The organism is Anabaena azotica SJ-1, assembly GCF_047275885.1.
Classification (GTDB): Bacteria; Cyanobacteriota; Cyanobacteriia; order Cyanobacteriales; family Nostocaceae; genus Trichormus_B; species Trichormus_B azotica_A.
This window is the reverse complement of the sequence record NZ_CP178454.1, coordinates 1,737,366-1,757,614: the sequence shown is the minus strand read 5'-3', so window position 1 is coordinate 1,757,614 and position 20,249 is coordinate 1,737,366. Positions and strand designations below refer to the sequence as shown.

At 37.4% G+C, this 20,249-nt stretch carries 19 protein-coding genes and 1 tRNA gene; 15 read left to right on the top strand and 5 right to left on the bottom strand.

The genetic code is table 11. From position 1 onward, the window contains the following. Positions 1 to 22: 22 nt before the first annotated feature. Together ACLLO5_RS07675 and fdxB are read right to left on the bottom strand one after the other, a co-directional pair. A complete protein-coding gene (locus ACLLO5_RS07675; RefSeq protein WP_413174880.1) occupies positions 23 to 958 on the bottom strand; it encodes a cytochrome c oxidase subunit II in 936 nt (311 codons plus the stop codon). A gap of 448 nt (positions 959 to 1,406) precedes the next feature. After that, on the bottom strand, positions 1,407 to 1,700 hold the full coding sequence (gene fdxB / locus ACLLO5_RS07670) for a ferredoxin III, nif-specific (protein ID WP_413174879.1): 294 nt from the start codon (positions 1,698 to 1,700) through the stop codon (positions 1,407 to 1,409). 927 nt (positions 1,701 to 2,627) lie between these two features. Between fdxB and ACLLO5_RS07665 the strand changes: the two genes are divergently transcribed. The 6 genes from ACLLO5_RS07665 to ACLLO5_RS07640 all read left to right on the top strand — a co-directional run bounded on the left by ACLLO5_RS07665 (position 2,628) and on the right by ACLLO5_RS07640 (position 7,536). Further along, entirely contained in the window at positions 2,628 to 4,217 is a 1,590-nt protein-coding gene (locus tag ACLLO5_RS07665; RefSeq protein WP_413174878.1) for a helix-turn-helix domain-containing protein, read from the top strand. Between the two features lie 208 nt (positions 4,218 to 4,425). Continuing rightward, positions 4,426 to 4,701 carry a ribbon-helix-helix domain-containing protein gene (locus ACLLO5_RS07660; RefSeq protein WP_413174877.1) on the top strand — a complete coding sequence of 92 codons (276 nt, stop codon included), beginning with the start codon at positions 4,426 to 4,428 and terminating at the stop codon, positions 4,699 to 4,701. Further along, positions 4,698 to 5,042, top strand: a complete 345-nt coding sequence (locus ACLLO5_RS07655; RefSeq protein WP_413174876.1) for a type II toxin-antitoxin system PemK/MazF family toxin — start codon at positions 4,698 to 4,700, stop codon at positions 5,040 to 5,042. Before ACLLO5_RS07660 ends, ACLLO5_RS07655 begins: the two co-directional genes overlap by 4 nt. Positions 5,043 to 5,231: 189 nt before the next feature. After that, entirely contained in the window at positions 5,232 to 6,179 is a 948-nt protein-coding gene (gene dmeF / locus ACLLO5_RS07650) for a CDF family Co(II)/Ni(II) efflux transporter DmeF (protein ID WP_413174875.1), read from the top strand. Positions 6,180 to 6,234: 55 nt separating this feature from the next. Next, positions 6,235 to 6,846, top strand: a complete 612-nt coding sequence (locus ACLLO5_RS07645) for a Uma2 family endonuclease (RefSeq protein WP_413174874.1) — start codon at positions 6,235 to 6,237, stop codon at positions 6,844 to 6,846. A 336-nt stretch (positions 6,847 to 7,182) separates the two neighbouring features. Continuing rightward, entirely contained in the window at positions 7,183 to 7,536 is a 354-nt protein-coding gene (locus ACLLO5_RS07640; RefSeq protein WP_413174873.1) for a hypothetical protein, read from the top strand. A 97-nt stretch (positions 7,537 to 7,633) separates the two neighbouring features. On the opposite strand, the gene ACLLO5_RS07635 is transcribed toward ACLLO5_RS07640, so the two are convergent. Further along, a complete protein-coding gene (locus tag ACLLO5_RS07635) occupies positions 7,634 to 8,572 on the bottom strand; it encodes a serine hydrolase (RefSeq protein WP_413174872.1) in 939 nt (312 codons plus the stop codon). Positions 8,573 to 8,685: 113 nt separating this feature from the next. Here ACLLO5_RS07635 and ACLLO5_RS07630 point away from each other — a divergent pair, with 113 nt between their 5' ends. The 5 genes from ACLLO5_RS07630 (at position 8,686) to ACLLO5_RS07610 (ending at position 16,753) form a co-directional block, all read left to right on the top strand. Further along, positions 8,686 to 9,990, top strand: a complete 1,305-nt coding sequence (locus ACLLO5_RS07630; protein ID WP_413174871.1) for a P-loop NTPase fold protein — start codon at positions 8,686 to 8,688, stop codon at positions 9,988 to 9,990. A 102-nt stretch (positions 9,991 to 10,092) separates the two neighbouring features. Then, positions 10,093 to 13,407: a hypothetical protein gene (locus ACLLO5_RS07625; protein WP_413174870.1), complete on the top strand. Its 3,315-nt coding sequence runs from the start codon at positions 10,093 to 10,095 to the stop codon at positions 13,405 to 13,407. Between the two features lie 141 nt (positions 13,408 to 13,548). After that, positions 13,549 to 14,268, top strand: a complete 720-nt coding sequence (locus ACLLO5_RS07620; RefSeq protein ID WP_413174869.1) for an NlpC/P60 family protein — start codon at positions 13,549 to 13,551, stop codon at positions 14,266 to 14,268. A gap of 194 nt (positions 14,269 to 14,462) precedes the next feature. Then, the gene (locus ACLLO5_RS07615; protein ID WP_413176029.1) at positions 14,463 to 15,473 is read left to right on the top strand and encodes a glycosyltransferase family 2 protein; all 1,011 of its coding nucleotides are present in this window, start codon (positions 14,463 to 14,465) and stop codon (positions 15,471 to 15,473) included. Between the two features lie 47 nt (positions 15,474 to 15,520). Then, positions 15,521 to 16,753, top strand: a complete 1,233-nt coding sequence (locus ACLLO5_RS07610) for an MFS transporter (protein WP_413174868.1) — start codon at positions 15,521 to 15,523, stop codon at positions 16,751 to 16,753. 211 nt (positions 16,754 to 16,964) lie between these two features. Here ACLLO5_RS07610 and ACLLO5_RS07605 read toward each other — a convergent pair. After that, positions 16,965 to 17,038, bottom strand: a tRNA-Arg gene (locus ACLLO5_RS07605). A 37-nt stretch (positions 17,039 to 17,075) separates the two neighbouring features. Here ACLLO5_RS07605 and moaC point away from each other — a divergent pair. After that, positions 17,076 to 17,582: a cyclic pyranopterin monophosphate synthase MoaC gene (moaC, locus tag ACLLO5_RS07600; RefSeq protein ID WP_413174867.1), complete on the top strand. Its 507-nt coding sequence runs from the start codon at positions 17,076 to 17,078 to the stop codon at positions 17,580 to 17,582. A 65-nt stretch (positions 17,583 to 17,647) separates the two neighbouring features. Here the strand turns inward: moaC and ACLLO5_RS07595 are convergent, their stop codons facing one another. Further along, complete coding sequence (locus ACLLO5_RS07595; RefSeq protein ID WP_413174866.1) at positions 17,648 to 17,845, bottom strand: DUF2795 domain-containing protein; 198 nt, start codon at positions 17,843 to 17,845, stop codon at positions 17,648 to 17,650. Positions 17,846 to 18,216: 371 nt separating this feature from the next. On the opposite strand from ACLLO5_RS07595, the gene ACLLO5_RS07590 reads away from it, so the two are divergent. The 3 genes from ACLLO5_RS07590 to ACLLO5_RS07580 all read left to right on the top strand — a co-directional run bounded on the left by ACLLO5_RS07590 (position 18,217) and on the right by ACLLO5_RS07580 (position 20,230). After that, a complete protein-coding gene (locus tag ACLLO5_RS07590; RefSeq protein WP_413174865.1) occupies positions 18,217 to 19,407 on the top strand; it encodes a GAF domain-containing protein in 1,191 nt (396 codons plus the stop codon). 6 nt (positions 19,408 to 19,413) lie between these two features. Continuing rightward, positions 19,414 to 19,803 (top strand): response regulator, encoded by a 390-nt coding sequence (locus ACLLO5_RS07585; protein ID WP_413174864.1) that lies wholly within the window; start codon positions 19,414 to 19,416, stop codon positions 19,801 to 19,803. A gap of 169 nt (positions 19,804 to 19,972) precedes the next feature. Then, on the top strand, positions 19,973 to 20,230 hold the full coding sequence (locus ACLLO5_RS07580; RefSeq protein WP_413174863.1) for a hypothetical protein: 258 nt from the start codon (positions 19,973 to 19,975) through the stop codon (positions 20,228 to 20,230). The last annotated feature ends 19 nt before the right edge of the window (positions 20,231 to 20,249 follow it).

The window sequence follows — 20,249 nt, the reverse complement described above, 5'->3', positions numbered from 1 at the left end:
TTCAGCCGTTAACTGAACACTGCTATTTTTCAATTTGAGATAGAGTTGCGGCACTTACTCCCATATCATTTATGTATGGAGTAAGAAATTCAGAAGTAGATAAACTAGCGGGATTAACAGCTACAACTTGAGCTTTTCCTTGCTGTTGTGCTAACTGATTCTCAGTTAACCAGCTATCATAATCTTCTTGACTGTGGACAATTACTTGTGTCCGCATAGAACCGTGATAACCACCACACAATTCTGCACAAACTACCGGATAAGTACCTGGTTTTGTAGCCACGAATCTCAGTTCAGTTGGTACACCAGGAATCGCATCTTGTTTCAAGCGAAATTGGGGAACCCAGAAGGAATGAATAACATCATCTGCTGATAAATTCAATTGCACATCAGCACCGACAGGAACGTGCAGTTCTCCAGCCGCAATACCAGTTTCCGGATAGTTAAACAACCATGCAAACTGAATCCCTTTGACATCAACTACCAAATCTGCTGGTTTACCTTGAGTTTGGGGACTTCCACCAATACCAATATTGGCATTAGAACCATCATTCATACTAGCAGCCATCGCCACATGGCCATGAGGATGACTACCCGGTTCTAAACCTCCCATTTGGTTATAAATATTGACGCTGTAAATACCCAAAATAACCACAATTACAGTTGGTACTGCTGTCCAAAAAATTTCTAAGGCTAAGTTACCTTCTATGGGTGTACCATCACTATTGTCACCTGGACGGCGACGATAGATAAACAAGAAAATTAAAATCGTTCCTTCTACTACTAAAAATAGAGCGATCGCAATGGTAAACATGATATTAAAAAATTCGTCTACCAGAGGTGCTTGTTGCGATGCTTGTACTGGAAGTAGGTGATGATTTTGACCAATCCAAATGCTAATAGGGGAAATTATCATCCCAGCTAAAAGCGTCCACAACGATACAGGAACTTTTTGCATACTACCTGCTCTCTATCAGTTATCAGTTATCAGTGACCAGTTATCAATCTGTTAATTTTTCACTGATTTAGTGCATCCCATCCTGCTGTTGATATTTACCCCTAGCCAAATACAAATAATATAAATATTATATTCATGGCTAATAGGTTGAACAATTTCAGGGGTATTTTTGATTTTCACTTATTAAAGTTCTAACTTGCACCTTACCGAAAATGGGTGAAACTTCCAGATTTTTTCATAACCTTACCTCTGAAAATGTTCAAATCCCTGACTTTTAAAAAAATCAGGAATCTAATAACTTATTTCTGTCTAAAAATAACAATTTATAATTTATGTTTTTGTTTATTATGAACTTTTATCCACTGATCATAAGAATGAAGTATTCCCCTCTAATTACCTTCTTGAGCGTATTTACGGAATTAAACAATGTAGCTAATTCCCAAAAATCTTAGTTATCTGATGTTGTATGAGAATAACAGTTTTTGGGACAAATTCTAGAACAAGCTTCACAACCAATACAGTTTTCTGGATGTGCAACCGTCATGACTTTACGTTCAATTTCTTCATCATCTTCATCTTCTACAAATTCACCTTCTTCATTCAATGCCATCAATCCTAATACGTTGTGACCGCATACTTTAATACATCTGCCACAACCAATACATTTATCTTTATCAATTGCTTGGGCAAATTTAGGTGTCCAAGTCTTACCGCCAAATGTTACGCCTGTTAATGTTGCCATGAATCTATCCTCAGCAATTTCGCTTACAAATTAGTTGGTGATTTAATCTTAATACTAGCCTAATATTTGGGGATTTTGATGATAAAAATTAACTTTTTTATCAAATTTTGCTGACTTGCTAAATAGTGTCAATTGCTTCAGGATTCTGGAAAGAAATAAATGCTATTTATTGTTATTAAATATAATTGAAATACATCTTTGTAATCGGCTCTACATAAGACATTAGCTCAACAATTTAGTTAATTAAACAATAAATTCTAACTTGATATAATTTTGCAAATAAAATATTTAAAATCTAGATAAAAAATCTACTTTAACCGTATTTGCCGATACAAACTAAGTTTTAGTTATCTTTTATGCAAGCATCTATACAAATGCCATTAGAAGAAAAGTTATATTTTGGCATTAACTCAGTGTAGGACAAATAGCTTAATTTTGAAAAAAAATGTAACTTTTATAACGAGACACAAATTTATATCAATTGTCAAGAGAATGAAATACTAAATTAGAACATTTTGACATTAATTAGATGTTATCTGAAAACACTTTTATCCAATATTTTCGGTCAATAAACAACACAAATATTAAGAAATTGTCCTAAGCTCATTCTGAACAAACTTAGCGAAATCTTTATGAAATGTATAGTTAATGAAGAAGCAATGAAGCCCTAATTTCCAGGATCTGAAATCAGTGACAGATAATACAACAGAATCGAGAATTCAGAAGTCAGTGAGCAGGAAACTCCAACGCAGAAGTTAGGAGAAAAAAACTATAGGACTCCTATAGCTACAACTGATAACTGGTAAGTGAGGCGAGAAAAAATTTTCTTGTCATGGAGATAATTTGGTAGCAAGTTATGAATCAAGAGGAGACATCGAGGGGAGACTTGAGCCAAACATCTCAGCAATTAGAGTAGGAAGAAGCCTTATGCCTTATACAATTCCTAACAAAAATTGCGATGGATGTGATAACTGCCGCTCCCAATGTCCTACGGGTGCAATCAAAATAGAAAATGATGAATATTGGATTGATCCTTGTCTGTGTAACAATTGTGAGGGTTATTATCCAGAACCGCAATGTGTAATTGCTTGTCCAATAAATTCTCCTATACCTTGGCAAGCTAAAAAAGGCAGATGCAAAGTTGAAGCACGAGAACCTACCAGTCCTGATTTATTTTCTAATGGCAAGAATAATCCTTTTGCTTCGGCAATAGTTATCTGGGAAGCTTGCAATCTATTAGCACAACGTAAATCATTAAATTGGGAGACAGACGCAGAAGGTAATTTACATTATAGCCGACAAGTTAATCAAGGTCGGGGTGCAATTTCTTTTCACATCCAAGACCCATTTCAAGTTAGTAACCTGGCAAAAGATTTACAAGCTATCGAAAGTCTCGATATTCGAGCCGCTTGTATTCATTTGATTTTTGCCGCCCATGCTACAACCTTAGAGCAACCTTGGGAACAGGAATTTGCGATTGATGAACGCCAAATTGAAAAATATTTGGGGTTAGAAAAACGCAAGGATCTCAATAAAATTGCCAAGCTATGTCTGATTAAAAACATCGTTCAGCAAGCTTGTTCACTGATTGTTTCTATTGACTGGCCTCAAAGGGGTAGAGTTCCCGGATTTTCTGTTTTAGATAGTCGTTTGTGGCATTTAACAGATATCCAGCACCATTTTCAAGAAGATGATCAGGGGTGTAAATATCTGATTGGCCTGACATTTAAAATTAAAGCCGGCATCTGGGCGCAACATTTCTTAAATAAACAAGGCTGTAAAGATCGCAGCGGATTCTATCAATATGGTAGTCTTCCAAGAACGCTGTTAACTACAGTTATGAGTCTTTGGCAGCAACATGAAGGTGCAGTCAGACTGATGTTATGGTTATTATTTAAAACCAAAATGGGTAGAGAACAACGCATCACAGTTCCTACCTTATTGCGTGTTGCTTATGGTGAAGAAAAAATTCACTTAGCTGCTAGACAAAGAGATGAACGTAAGCGCCTGTTGAGAACATTTGAAAATGATTTGGAAGTTCTCAATCATTATGGAGTCAAAGCAATTTTTGACCCAATTACCTACCCGCCAGAAATTCAACCTTTGTGGGCTAAATTAGTCGATATTCCCGAAGATCCAGATGAAGCTTTGGAATTTTGGATTAATGATGGTAGTGGCGATACTCGACTTACAGATAGCGGACCTCGTGGTAAATGGAATTTGCTGATGAATGCGCGGATTTTATCTTTTGAACTGCCTCCAGAATGGGAACAACAAAGTTCAGAAGCAGAGAAAAAAAAGCGGCGTGCCATTAGAAGTAAAAAAATCACCAAAAGCACGGATGATTTATTAGCAGAACAGGTGGTGCAAGCAAGAAAAAGTATAAATATTTCCCAAAGAGAACTAGCAAAACTTACTGGTAAAAGCCAAAGCTGGATTCGTGATGTGGAAAATGGTCGTCTTAAACCCAAACTAGAAGACCAAACATTATTGAGGAAAGTGCTGAATATTCTTTAATGGGTAATTGGTAATTGGTAATTGATAATTGGTAATTGGTAATTGGTAATTGGTAAATTTCTTGCTGTCACCTGTCACCTGTCACCTGTCACCTATCATCTGTTACCTGTCACCTGTATTTCTTCAGCGTTCATCTTTTACTTACTATTTTATGCCTGAAACGATATCATATAAGTCATCACTTCAGACATCACACGATGAACGCGCTATGAAGGCAGAAACCATTCGCACGACGCTAACTATCCCGAAAGAACTGCTGGAAGCTACAGATAAGGCAGTGCTGGAAGGAAAAGCCAAGAATAGAAATGATTTTGTTGTCCAGGCTTTAAAGCGTGAGTTAGCAGCCCAAAAAAGAGCCGAAATAGATGCTGCTTTGGCAGAAATGACAAGAGATCCAGATTATCAAGCAGAAGTCTTAAAAATGGAGTCTGAATTTGCGCCAGCGCAATGGGAGGCGTTGCAGTTAGGGGAAATTCCAAGATGAGGCGGGGTGAAGTGTATGATGCGCGTCTGGAGATGACTGAAGGTTCAGAACAGGGAGGAACTCGCCCCGTAATTATTGTCAGTCGTGACGTGATTAATGTATCTAGCCCGGTTGTTTTAGCAGTACCTTGTACCACTTATCAAGACGGGAAACGAGTTTACCCGACTCAGGTTTTAATTCTAGCACCAGATGGTGGACTCAAGAAAGACTCGATCGCAATGGCAGATCAGGTGCGGGTATTGTCTAAAACCCGCTTTTTGCGTTTGAGAGGGGTGCTTTCTGAAGCTGTGTTGACACATTTGGCGCAGGCTTTGTTGATTGCTTTGGATTTACCAGGGTGATGAGAATAGCTTTGATGTTTGTAGGTAATGGGTTTGGTTCTTTTACCCATCCTACAAGCTGGGCGATCGCATTTATAATTAACATTATGCAGATTTTTATACCGGCTGTTAGCTAGAAAAATTAAGCACAAAATCTGAAAAAATCGCTGTAATCTTGAATATATTGACCAAAGGAGTGGAAAAAGTTCCGTGCATATCCATACGCTAGAACAATGGCAGCATTCTCACGACTTTTCTGTTAACCAAAATCATGCAGAAAGAAATACCAAAATAGTCATGCTGCTAACAGCATTAACGATGGTTGCAGAAATTGTCGCTGGCACAATTTTTGGTTCAATGGCTTTGCTTGCTGATGGTTGGCACATGACAACCCATGTTGCAGCGTTTGGAATTACGATTTTTGCCTATCAATATGCACGAAGTAACGCCAGTAATCCTAAATATACCTTTGGTACAGGAAAAGTTAGCGTATTGGGAGGTTTTACTAGTGCTGTAGCACTTGCTGTCATCGCTTTTGTGATGGGAATTGAATCACTAGGTCGTTTTTTTCAGCCGCAAACTATTCAGTTTAATGAAGCAATTGGTGTTGCTATTATTGGTTTAGTTGTTAATATAACCAGTGCTTTTTTATTGCAAGATCATCATCACCATGAACATGAAGATGATCATAATCATCACGACCATCATGACCATAATCTTCGTGCTGCTTACGTCCACGTTTTAGCAGATGCACTAACTTCTATTTTTGCCATTATTGCTTTATTTGCTGGTAAGTTTTTGGGCTGGGTTTGGATGGATGCGGCTATGGGATTTGTTGGTGCTGCTGTAATTGCCAAATGGTCTTATGGTTTGGTGCGTGATACTAGTACAATTTTGCTAGATGGCGCAATTGATAAACAAACAAAGTTAGCTGTTGTCAACGCCATTGAAGAAGACGCTGATAATCGAGTTACAGATTTGCATATTTGGTATGTTGGTCAGCATCATTTGGCAGCTACAATTTCCCTAGTTACTCATTACCCACAAACACCAGAATATTATAAAAACCTATTAAAAGATATTCCATCTCTTGCTCATATATCTGTGGAAGTTAATCATTGCCACGGTGAACCTTGTGTAGATATTCACGCCGTTTAAAATGCTGTAAGCCATAATAGTTTCAAGTCTACATTTTTTTAGGAGATGCGATCGCATGGTTATCGCTCAAAGCAACCCACCAAACCTTACCCCAGAAGCAGCAACAACTCATTTCACCCCAGATGAGTATCGAGCAATGGAGGAAACCGCCCAAGAACGCCACGAATACCGTAATGGAGAGATTCTTGTTATGCCGGGAGGTTCAGAAGTTCATAGCCGTATTACCGTAAATATTACTACTTTGCTCAATTTAGCTCTTAGAGATACTAACTTTCAAACTTATAATGGAGACTTAAGAATCTGGATTCCTGATTTTAATCATGGAACTTATGCTGATGTTCTGGTAATTAATGGTGAACCGGAATTTAACGGCAATCGTACTGATGAAATTCTCAATCCTTTACTGATTATTGAAGTTCTTTCTCCTTCTACAGAAGGTTATGACAGAGGAGAGAAATTCAGGAAATATCGCTCTCTTTCTAGCTTTTGTGAATATGTGCTTATCAGTCAAACTGAACCTTATATTGAGCAGTATTATAAACAAGAAGACCAAAATAATAATCTTTGGCAATTGCAAGTTTATGATCAGATTGAAAAGTCAGTTCGTCTGCACAGTTTAAATGTAGAACTTCCTCTGAATGAAATCTATCGCCGAATTAAATTTTAAGGTTCTTCGGTACTTGTTATGGAGAACCCAGTTCAAAATCATTGAAAGCCTTATTGTGTCGGCATTTCATTGAAAATATGGGCATTATAGTTCATAACCTTTGCCCCGTAGGGGTTTTGTGATAATCAATCCTCAACCACCATAAAACAGACGGAAGAGCCAATTTTAAAAGCGATATTTTAACAAGTGAGCATCGCCTGAACTACTTAGTACAAAACTTATACTTCTAAAAATAGTGTTTCTAGCTGTTTGGAATAATTATCTACTTGTAGATTTTTGGATAACTAGCTATACTGCTATTTGTCTTTATTCTACATTTATACAAAGAAAATTAATATGACAGAAAAGATTGTAAGCACTGTTTACTATAATCTCTTGTTGTTGGCTAATCTTGAAAATGAACCAGAAGGAGGCGGATGCTTGACTATTGATACATATACTTTTGATCCAGGACTTGCAAAAGGAGATGAAATTCAAGTTCAAGACTTTAAGGTAGGAGTAGTTACAAATACTGATACTTCCAATAAGACATTCTCGTTTTCAGCAACAGTTATGGACATTCAGAAAGTTGCTATCCGTCATCAATCCTTTAACGTAAACATTATTCTAGAGTCCCCTGAAAAAGAAACTATGGCTCAAATTAGAGAAGCGTTAAGAGCAAGAAATTCAGAGCAATTTCCTAATAAGTAATTAAGTTTTGCAGCAGTTAAAGATTAAAGTATCTCTGATGAAATTGCTAATCTGGTAGAGTGCGTTAAACTCTGTTAACGCACAATTTATATCATGTTTATAAATTGCTAACAGCTTCCGCAATTTTTCCCGAAACAAAAGGTAAAATTTCCCGACTCTTGGCTTGTTCTTTCCCTTCTGTAAATACAACTAACAAATAAGGACGCTGGTCTGGTAATTCAATATAAGCCGCATCATGGCGCACGGAACTTGTCCAACCAGCTTTTGACCAAATTTGACTATTTTCTGGTAAACCGCCCCCTAGAAAGCCTGTAACCTGGTCTTCTTCCACATCTTTGGGTAACTCATTAGGGTTAATACTACGTTTGAGTAAAGACATCATGGATTGCGATCGCCCACTCGACACAGCCACCCCACCCACGATACTATGCAATAACCTAGCCGTAGCATTGGCAGTCAGCATATTTCGATTTTCAAACATCTCTCCATAAAACGCCCTTTCCCTTCCATAGGGACCATCACCCCAAGTTTTTTGACAGACGTTAATAGTCCCCATTTCTTCCCAACCCAAGGACTGATAATAGCGGTTAATAATATTACGTTGATATTTCCAAGTTTCAAAAGGGCCAGTGGGTAACTCTGGACCAGAAGTAGTACCGCTGAGAATATCAACAATTAAACTGGTAGCATCATTACTAGAATCAACAATCATATCACCCAAGGCTCGTTCTAATTCCTTGGAAGTATTACTCATGCCTTTTTCTAGCCATTCGTGAACCGTGACTAAATAAAACAACTTCACTACGCTAGCGGGATAGATGCGTTCTACACCACGATAACTAAATCCTCGCACAGGATGATTCCAAAAAGCATCAGGAGTCAACGCACCACCTGTATTTACAGGAACAGGAGGATCATACACAACCCATGTTAAAGCAATTTGGTTACGGGCTAAACTTGCAAATTTAGACCAAGTAGCCTCTAAAATTTGATTACCGAGATGTTCTAGTTGTTCGTTTTTATTAAAAAAAACCATTTGTCAACAATATCCTTATGGTATCAGGAGTCTCATTTCTCGCTTAATCCTATCATTGCCTGTATAATTACGGAGATAGTAACTATGATTAGGCTGATTTCAGGTAATGTATCATGACTTTTGATTTAACAAGATTTTATCAAGCTTGCAACCCTAATAAAACTCTTGATAAAAGCAAAGCTGAAGATAGACAATACTATATTGATTTTTCCGAGGTGCGGGGTGCAGAAATAATTAGAGAATTAAAACGAACTATTACCCTACTTTCTCCAGAAGAACCGACTTGTCAATTATTTACAGGACATATTGGTTGCGGTAAGTCCACAGAGTTGCTGCGGTTGAAAGCAGAATTACAAGAACAGGGATTCCATGTAGTGTATTTTGAGTCTAGCCAAAGTTTAGATTTAGCTGATATAGATATTACAGATATTTTACTTGCGATCGCCCGCGAAGTTAGTCAAAGTTTAGAATCTGCACAAATCAAACTCAAACCAGGATATTTTCAAAACCTCTTCACAGAAATAGCTGAACTTTTACAAACTCCCCTTGATATTGGCGTTGAAGCGGAATTATCTGTCGGTATTGGCAAAATTACCGCCAAAACTAAAGATAGTCCCAAACTGCGTAGTCAACTACGACAATATTTAGAACCCCGCACCAATGGAATTTTAGAATCAATTAACAAAGAATTACTCATACCAGCCAAAGAAAGACTGAAAAAACAAGGTAAATCAGGTTTAGTTGTCATCATTGATAACCTCGACAGAGTAGATAATGCACTCAAACCAAATGGTCAATATCAACCAGAATATTTATTTGTAGAACGAGGTGAACAGTTAAACAAATTAAACTGTCATGTCGTTTATACAATTCCCCTAGTTCTTGTATTTTCTAACGCTTTAGGCAGATTGACAAATCGGTTTGGAGTAGATCCAAAAGTATTACCAATGGTGGCAATTAAACAAAGAAATGGTGCAGATTACCAAGAAGGAATTACACTTTTACAAGAAATGGTAATGAAGAGAGCTTTTCCTGGTGTAAGTGATGAAGAAGCTAAAAGTTTAATTACAAAAGTTTTTGATAGTCCTGAAACATTAAAACGACTTTGTAAAGTTAGCGGTGGTCATTTGCGTAACCTATTAATGTTATTATTTCGCTGTTTGCAAATAGAAGATGTACCAATTTCTCGCAAATGTGTAGAAACCGTCATCAAAAAACGGTGTAATGAGTTAAATTTAGCAATTACAGATGATGAATGGGAGTTACTAAAAGAAGTGCAGAAAACAAAAACCTATAGAGGTGAAGATAAATATGATATTTTACTCCGTAGTATGTTTGTATTTGAATATCGAGATGAAGAAGGTTCTTGGTTTGATATTAATCCAATTTTGATAGATTCCAAGGAATTAATGTCATGAATAATCAAATTGCGTATCCAGTTCCCCTCCTCGCTTGCGGGGAGGGGTTAGGGGTGGGGTGTTAGGGTAGATTAAAACATTTTCAAATCAGCATTTAACATCATGAATAATCAAGAAAGTCCTCCTGAAAACAATGATAATTCTCTTAGAACCATATTAAGAGCAATTAATTTTTCCCAAGATCAATTATCACTGATTTTTCTGCGCTGCAATTATGCAAAATTACGCCAGCAGATAGCAGCACAACTTAAAGAAATTTCTTCTATACCAATTAGAGAAATTACATTACCAGAATCAGCTAAAAGTCTCTACAATAATATCTCCCAAGAATTGGGAAATGAACAACCACAAGCTTTGATGATTTCTGGTTTAGACTCTGTTAAAAACATTGACGGAATTTTGAGTTTATCTAACCAAATTCGCGAAGAGTTTAGAAAAAACTTTCCCTTTCCTATTCTGATTTGGATAGATGATCAAATTCTCAGGAAAATTATTAGAATCGCACCAGATTTAGAAAACTGGGGGAGTATTATTGACTTTGAAAATGATACTGATGATTTAATTGGTTTTCTGCAAGAAACAAGCGAGAAAATATTTACTAATGATGTTATTCCTTCTCCCCAAGTTTACAAAGAAATAGAATCTGCGCGTCAAGATTTACAAAACAGAGGAGAAGAAATAGACCCAGAAATACAAGCTGGTTTAGATTTGGCTTTTGGTTTACGGGAATATCAACAAGATCATCTAGATAATGCTTTAATTTATTATCAGCGAAGTCGAGAATTTTGGAAAGCGAATAATAATTTAAAATGTCACGGTATAACATTGGTAAAAATGTCCTTAGCTTATACGCGAAAAGCTGAAATCAGTAATACACAAAATCAGGAAGATTGGCAAAATGCAAGAGATTATTTACAGCAAGCTTTAGAGATTTTTGAACAAGCAAAAAGATTAGATTTAGTTTTTGAATATATCAATCGTTTGGGGGAAATATTACGACATTTAAAAGCATGGACTGAGTTAGAAACTCTCGCTCAAAAATCGCTTAAATTATATGAAAACCATTCTTTTAATAATGTAAATAAATTACAAAATGTAGAAACGTTATATGCAAAGTCTTTACAGCGTATGCAAAGGCGATTATGCAAGGCTCAAAATTATGGTTTTCTTGCAGAAGTAGCTTTAGAAAATCAAGAATGGCAAAAAGGAAATCAATACGCACAAGAAGCACTCGCTATTTTAACTAATATTCCTAATTTATTATCTCAGGAATATAGCTTGTATCGCTTATTACTTGCAGATTCTCAAGTAGGTTTAGGAGAAATTTTAGCAGCAATTGAAACTTTAGAAACTGCTAAAAATGAAAGTCATCCTCAATATAATCCTAAACTTTTTATTGCTATTTTAAAGAAATTAAGTTTATTACGTTTTCAAGAAAAACAATATTTAGAAGCTTTTAATCTAAAACAAGAACAACTACAAATTGAACAACAATATGGTTTTCGGGCTTTTGTTGGTGCATCTTATTTAAACCCACAGCGTAAAGTTGTTAATCCCACAATGCCAGAAGTTGAAAATACAGGCACAATTGCTCAAGAAATTTCCGCTTCTGGGAGAGGAGAAGATGTAAAGCGGTTGCGAGAAAGAATTGCAGGAAATGAACATAAATTAACTGTAATCCATGGACCATCTGGAGTTGGTAAAAGTTCAATTTTACAAGGCGGATTAATTCCTGCACTGCAACAAGAGCCTATTGGAGAACGTGATGTTTTACCGATTCTTTTACGAGTTTATACAAATTGGTTAGAAACGTTAGGACAACATTTACAAATTAATGAATATTCAACAACTGTAATTATTCAAAAATTACGAAAAAATGCTGAAAGAAATTTATTAACAGTTTTAATATTTGACCAATTTGAAGAATTTTTCTTTGTCTATACTGGACAAAAGAAAAGAAGATTATTCTATGATTTTTTACGAGTCTGTTTAGATATTCCTTTTGTTAAGATTGTGTTTTCCTTACGGGAAGATTATTTACATTATTTATTAGAATTAGACCGATTAGTTAATTTAACAGTTACTAATAATAATATCCTTGATAAAAATATTCGCTATTATTTAGGTAACTTTTCTACTGTAGATGCTAAAGCAATTCTTCAAAGTTTAACTACAAAAACCAGATTTTATTTACAAACTGAATTAATTGATGAATTAGTTAAAGACTTAGCAGGAGATATTGGGGAAGTTAAACCAATAGAATTACAAATTGTTGGCACACAATTGCAATCAGAACAAATTACAAATTTATATCATTATCAAAAATTTGGTAATAAAGAAAAATTAGTTGAGAAGTTTTTAGAAGATGTTATTCAAGACTGTGGGGGAGAAAATAAAAAAAATGCTCGAATAGTTTTATATTTACTGACAGATGAAAACTTTACACGACCTTTAAAGACTCGCGCTGAATTAGCAGAACAATTTCCTGAAGGAAGTGAAAATCTGGATTTAATTTTAAATATTTTCGTTGCGTCTGGTTTGGTGTTATTCTTACCAGAATCACCTGCGGATAGATATCAATTAGTACATGATTATTTAGTTGAGTTTATTCGTCGTCAACAGGGAAATGAGTTATCAGCAGAACTAAACAAGACAAAGGTAGAATTAAAACAGCAGCAACAAGCAACAAAAATATTAGCTGATGCAAAACGTCAAGCTGATGAACAAATTGCCAATGGACAAAAAAGGTTAAAGCTAAGTTCTGGTTTAGCTGTGGGTTTCGTAGTAATTGCGGGTATGGCTTCTGTTTATTCTGTTAATCAAGTAAGAGAACCTGATATTGCCAAACCAATTACGAACCCTGAACAATGTAAAGTTAATGGTGTAAAGACTATCCCCGACGATATCAAAGAACGTAAACAGCTTACAGGGCATCGGGCAGCTGTCAATAGTGTGGGTTTCAGCCCGGACTGTCAAACTATTGCTACTGCTTCATCGGACGGAACAGTGCGGTTGTGGAACTTAAAGGGGCAACTGCTGCAAGAATTTATTGGTGGAGATAATTTTGCTGTCTATAGTGTGAGTTTCAGTCCGGACGGTAAAACCATTGCTACTGCTTCTCATGACAATACAGCGCGGTTGTGGAATTTGAAGGGGCAACTGCTGCAAGAATTTCAGGGGCATCAGGGTTCTGTCTTAAGTGTGAGTTTCAGCCAGGATGGACAAACCATTGCTACTGCTTCATCGGACGGAACAGCGCGGTTGTGGAACTTAAAGGGGCAACTGCTGCAAGAATTTCAGGGGCATCAAGATTCTGTCAGGGATGTGAGTTTCAGCCCGGACGGAAAAACCATTGCTACTGCCTCATCTGACAGAACAGCACGGTTGTGGCCTGTGCAGAATGCGGACTTTAGATAGGGCATTAAAGGATGGTTGTGCTTGGTTGAAAGATTATTTAAAAAATCCGAATGTGGGTTTGAGTGATGATGTGAAATAGTCTGATTCAGACAATAATGAAATATAGCAATCCTGTAAATCCTAATTCAAATAATATTAATCATGTCAATAAACCTACCAATTCCCCATTCCTCCACAAAAGAATATCAGTGTAACATTGACCTAAATATCTATGATTCTCCTGAATGTGTCCGGTTAGCAACTCAAGCTGCAACAGGACGACATTTGAAAATCACATCCAATCATCAAAATACAGCAGTTGAAGTTTGTTTATGTGAAGATGACTATCCAGGATGGTTATCTGTTGAAGATTTGCAATTTCTCCAACCAACAGCAACAATATATCAACCCCAATTTATATCAGCCGCAGAAATTCAACAACGCATACCAGAAATTATCGCTTTTACTCAAGCTGCAAAACAAGAAGATAATTATTACTTGTGGGGTGGAACTGTTGCACCAAATTATGATTGTTCTGGTTTAATGCAAGCTGCTTTTAAATCTGTGGGTGTGTGGCTACCAAGAGATGCCTATCAACAAGAAGCTTTTACCCAACCAATTGATATTAATGAACTAGAACCAGGTGATTTAATCTTTTTTGGTACTCCCCAAAAAGCAACTCATGTAGGTTTATATTTAGGTGATGGTTGCTATATCCACAGTTCAGGAAAAGAACAAGGACGCAACGGAATTGGTATTGATGAACTTTCAGAAAAAGGTGATACAGTTAGTCAGACTTACTATAAACAATTGCGCGGTGCTGGTAGAGTTGTGAAAAGTTACAGCAGCAGTCAGGAGTCAGGAGTCAGGAGTCAGAAGTAAAACTTTCTTTCTGTCTAAGTTTAAAGTTCCTCGTTCCCATACTCTGTATAGGAATGAATTCTCAAGGCTCTGCTTTTAATAAAACTAGAGGTAGAACCTCTATGATAGAATTCCCAGTCAGAGACGGGGAACTAGATGATGTAAAATTAACCATTAGCGATCGCCAATCAGCAATCAGCAATCAGCAATCAGCAATGACCAATTACCAACTACCAATCACCAATCACCCATTACCAATCACTAATAAACAATTACCAGATGTATCCGTAGTTGTACCAATTAAGGATGAAGTGGAAAGCTTACCTTTATTGCTAGAAGCCATTTCTTCTATTTTGGTCGCTAGTGAGGTGAGTTATGAAATTATCTGTGTTGATGATGGTTCTACTGATGGTTCGCCGGAGTTTCTCAAGGAACAAGCACAACTTCGCACTGATTTAAAAGCGGTAATTTTGCGGCGTAATTACGGTCAAACTGCGGCCATGTCCGCTGGTTTTAATTATGCCACTGGTAAAGCAATTGTGACTTTAGACGCAGATTTGCAAAATGACCCGGCTGATATCCCCATGTTATTAGCAAAATTGGATGAGGGTTATGATTTGGTGAGTGGTTGGCGGCAAAATCGTCAAGATGGGGCGGTAAATCGTCTGCTACCTTCAAAAATTGCTAATTGGTTAATTCGTCGCACTACTAGCGTTTATATTCATGATTATGGTTGTTCTCTCAAAGCCTATCGTGCCGAATTAGTTGCTGATATGAATCTTTACGGAGAACTACACCGTTTTTTACCAGCTTTAGCTTATATCGAAGGTGCGAGAATTACAGAATTGCCTGTGCGTCATCATGCACGACGCTTTGGCAAAAGTAAATATGGTATTTCTCGGACTTTCCGGGTGTTGATGGATTTGTTAACTATTCTATTTATGAAAAAGTTTCTCACCCGTCCTATGCACGTTTTTGGTTTGTTAGGCTTGCTGTCTATGGTTTCTGGGGGAGGAATAGGAATTTATTTAACTTTCGTGAAGTTGTTTTTCCATACGGATATCGGTAATCGTCCTTTACTAATTTTGGCAGTTTTGTTGCTTGTAACTGGTGTGCAGTTATTCTGCTTCGGTCTTTTGGCAGAATTGCTAATGCGTACTTATCATGAATCTCAGGGAAGACCGATATATCGGGTGCGGGAAGTAGTGGCAAAAAATGTTAAGTAACGTAACAATAGAAAGACAAATTACTTAACACTACAACTGCATCTGCCGTGAAAGCTTTTGATACTTTTGACGCTAATCTGCGGCGCAACCTGCTGATATTATTTGCAGCGGGTTTATTATTCTGGTCAAGTTTAGCTTCGTTGTTGCCGACTTTACCTTTATATATTGAATCTCTTGGGGCAAGCAAGCAACAAATTGGTATTGTCATGGGTAGCTTTGCCATTGGGATGTTAATATTTCGTCCCCAAGTGGGAATGTTAGCAGACCGTCGGGGTAGAAAGATTGTGTTGGTGATTGGAATGGCAGTCGCTGCGATCGCACCCTTGGGCTATTTAGTAGTAAAATCACTTCTAGCTTTAATGGTAATTCGTGCCTTTCATGGCATCAGTATTGCCGCCTTTGGTACAGCTTACATCGCCTTGGTGGGAGATTTATCACCAGAACACCGTCGAGGTGAAGTCATTGGCTATATGAGTTTAGTTAATCCTATCGGTGTGGCAATAGGCCCAGCTTTAGGTGGATATTTACAAGCAGTCGCTGGTTACACACCATTATTTATTGCCTCTGCTGTTTTAGGTAGTTTAGGCTTAATCTGTATCCTGCCCATAGTCAATCCACCAGTAGTTGAAAAACCTCTCAACACCACAGATGACGGATTTTGGCAATTACTCTTCAGTCCCCGCGTGCGTGTACCTGCAATTGTGCTACTACTGATTGGTTTATCATTAGGTACAGTACATACTTTTATCGCCTTGTATATTAAATCAACCGGAATAGATTTAAATGCCGGGTTGTTTTTTACCGCAGCTGCTATATCTAGTTTTAGTATTAGATTGTTTGCTGGTAAAGCTTCTGATAAATATGGACGCGGTTTATTTATAACTTTCAGCCTGGTTGCTTATACTCTGGCATTGGTATTTATTTGGCAGGCAAACAGCGCCTTTATTTTCTTAATAGGAGCCGTTATTGAAGGTGCAGCTTCTGGTACTGCTATTCCCATGATTTCTACAATGATGACAGATAGAGCCTTACCCCACGAACGGGGGCGGATATTTGGTGTATCTTTAATGGGATTTGATGTTGGACTGACTATAGCCGGACCAGTTGTTGGTTTTGTTGCTGAACATATCGGCTATCGCAGTACCTTTGGTTTTACCACCGGTTTAACTGTTCTGGGAATTCTGATTTTTGTCACCCAGTCGAGTCAAAATATCTCCAAGTCTCTCCGCTTTGCCTTTGGTCGTGGTGAAGATGCCTATGCGTTGAAAAGCAAGGTGTAGGGTCAGAAAATTTTAGATTTTAGATTGGTGTTGACAAAAACAATCCCTCCGGCACACTTCGCGTTAAGCGCAGCTACGCTACTTGCTCTACTTGGGGAGACCCCAAAACCGCACTGCTTCACCAAAATCCAAAATTAAGAACTTCTGCCTCCTTTCCAAAAACAAAATGCACAAACCCGATAACAGAGTTTGTGCAATTATTGTTATTTAACGGGCGAGGAGGGATTCGAACCCCCGACACCGTGGTCCGTAGCCACGTGCTCTAGTCCACTGAGCTACACGCCCTTAACCAACGAATCTGATAATAACACATACTTCCCAAATGACGCAAGACATTTTTTCAAATTCTTCTCAACTGACTCATCTCGACTCCCAGGGAGAGGCGCAAATGGTTGATGTGTCTGGCAAAGTTGCCACTGTACGGGAAGCTGTAGCCACTGCTAGAGTGCGGATGCTTCTAGAAACCTTTGCGGCTATTGAAGCGGGAAATGCTCCTAAAGGGGATGTTTTGGCAACTGCTAGGTTAGCGGGGATTATGGCTGCTAAACAAACATCAAATTTAATTCCCCTTTGTCATCCCTTACCTTTGCAAAAAATTACAGTCGATATTAAACCAGATGAGCAACTACCTGGGTATCAAATTTATGCCACAGTTAAAACTAAGGCGGAAACTGGTGTGGAAATGGAAGCTTTAACAGCGGTTTCTGTTGCGGCTCTGACTTTATACGATATGGCCAAAGCCTTAGAAAAGTCGATTCAAATTGAATCAATTAGTTTAGTCAGCAAAACTGGTGGAAAATCTGGAGATTATCAAAATTTTGGATTTTAGATTTTGGATTTTAGATTGGGTAATTGGTGATTGTTGAAGAAAAAAACCATTACCCATTACCTCACTTACTGAATTTCACCTATAGCTTTGTTAAGTTCCGCGGGATTTTCATATTCCTCATCTTCTGGTAATTGTTCTAGTAAGGAGAGAAGCTGTTTATCTGCCCCTTGTTCTGTAGCTATTTCAATCAATTCTTCCTTGGTGGCAGGATAATCAACACCCTTTAAGTGTTTTTGAAGTTCAACTGGATTTGCTTTAGTCATTTTATTCACCGCTCAAGTTCATTACCATCTTCACAAGTGGATTGATTAACTCCCTCTATCAAAAAGATGAATAAATCTTAATTAAAGATCATAAAAATTCATCCACTTGATTGATGTCAAAGTTTGTGGGTGAAATCTGATATTTTTTCTTTTTCTTGGCTTTTTTGGCGAGATATTAAAAATTTATCGCTCATTAACCAGGATTGTCATAGTTGTTGAGGCATGATAAAAACAATTGAGAATATTTTAGGAATAAAACGAAAATGATAAATGACAGTATTCACATACCAAGATTATTTGTTTTGACAGGGGGTGGTGAAAAGAGTGGGTTAGTATCTAATTAATATTTTCAACCACGAGATGTTAAAGTTATGTACCATCCGGAAAATAATGCTGTAGAAGCAGGACGTATATATACGGCAACAGGTGGAATTTGTGCTGAGATGTTGCGCTCAGAAATCTATCGTGCTTGGGAAAGATCGCATTTACAAGGGGCTAATAACCTCGCGCTTCAAGCTGAGAAACTATCCAGGTTAGAGACTGAACGTTTAGTAGAGCAACATAGTAATTTGATTAATGTAGCGGCTCCTTACTTCCGAACATTATCACAGGCAGCTGGAAATGATCGTCATGCAGTGATGTTGAGCGATCGCCAAGCTATTCTACTAGATGTGGTAGGTGACAAGGAAACCGTACAAGCTTCCGAATCATTTCCTAGTGCAGGTTCCTTGTTATCAGAAGCTGTCGCAGGTGCCAATGGTATCGGTACTTCCTTAGCTGAAGAAGATTATGTAGAAATTGTAGCCGCAGAGCATTTTATTCAAGGATTTCATCCCTTCACTTGTCAGGGAATTCCCCTGCGGAACGAAAACCGGGAAATTGTAGGTATATTAAGTATCTCCGTCCGTCGTCCTGATGCTGGACAAAGGTTAAAAGAAATATTATTGTGTGCATCTGGCGGTATTGAAGCAGAATTATTGATTGGAAATTTAGAAAAACAGATTCGCCGTGTGTTAACATCAAGTCCTGATGACTATCAACCATTAGAAGAACTACGTCAAGATATTATCCAAGGGCATCAAGCCGCACGTTTAAAATTGGAAATTAGCTCCCGAATGGTAGCTGTTAACCGATTGGATTATGCATTGAAATTACTACAACAAGCAGAAAAATCCATTCAAATATTCCGACATCGTGCTACAATTTGGCGCAATTTAGCATCATTGGAAATCGGTTCAATTCAACCTCTATCACTTACTGATAGTTTGCTCGATTTGGTAGACCTATTAGCAACTGAGGCTACTATTCGCAAGGTAGAAATCCTCACTTATTGGCCAGATAAAATTTCAGTCTTGGCAGATATCAGAACTCTGTTACGTAAGCTGCTACGCTGTTTTATCAACTCTTTTGAAAGAGCAGGTAAAGGTGGAACAGTAAAAGTTACAGTTGAAAAAATGCCCTATTCTGAATTTGCACAAGTCAGTTTTACATCTATTCCCGGATTAAATACTTCTAAATCAGAACCAAGCACTGAAATTTTTTCTCTACCCATAACCAAGTAACTATTTATGAATAATCAAGATTTAAAAAAGCGTCAAGTGGTAATTGCAGATGATGATGATGATAGTCGAGAAATGCTTTCCTTTTTGCTGCACGAAGAAGGCTGGGATGTCATAGAAGCAAAAGATGGTAAAGAAGCCTTAGAAAAAGTAGTTAAGTATCAACCAGATTTATTAATTTTAGATAATAGAATGCCAGAAATCACAGGAATTGAAGTTTATCAATACCTTCAAACAAAAGGCATTAATTTAGCTATTGTATTCGCTACTGCTTATGGAGAACCAGAAGAATTAGTTTCATCTTTGGGTATTTCCCATTGGGTAACGAAACCATACGACATTTTAAAGTTACTGGACACAATAGAATCAGCCTATGCTAATTTCTTTGCTTCCCATTAGGTAGGTGAAAGATGTTTAGGTTTCAAGACAACACAAGTAAATACGCTATAAACCTGCAATACGCTGTAATTACAAATTATTTTAATTCCCCGTAGGAGTTGACCCAAAAAACCTTAAAATAGGTAAAGTGTATTAACATCTGTAACAAATTCACAAATATTAATTATTTATGCCTCCTCGTTGGCCTCGCAAACCAGATCGCAAAGATCCAGATTTCCGCAAATTAGATGACCGCATGAATTTTGCCTTCCATGTAGCAGTTGCAGCTACGGTCAATTCTGGGTTATGGTTTTTCCACATCTTGAAAACCACATCTTGGGAATGGTTAACACCATTAACTCTAGGCTGGGTAGGAGTAATATTGTTGCATCTAATATATATTAGTGCGATCGCTAATTACGACCAAACACCACCTAAATCCACCTGAAGAGAGATTACTAAAGCTA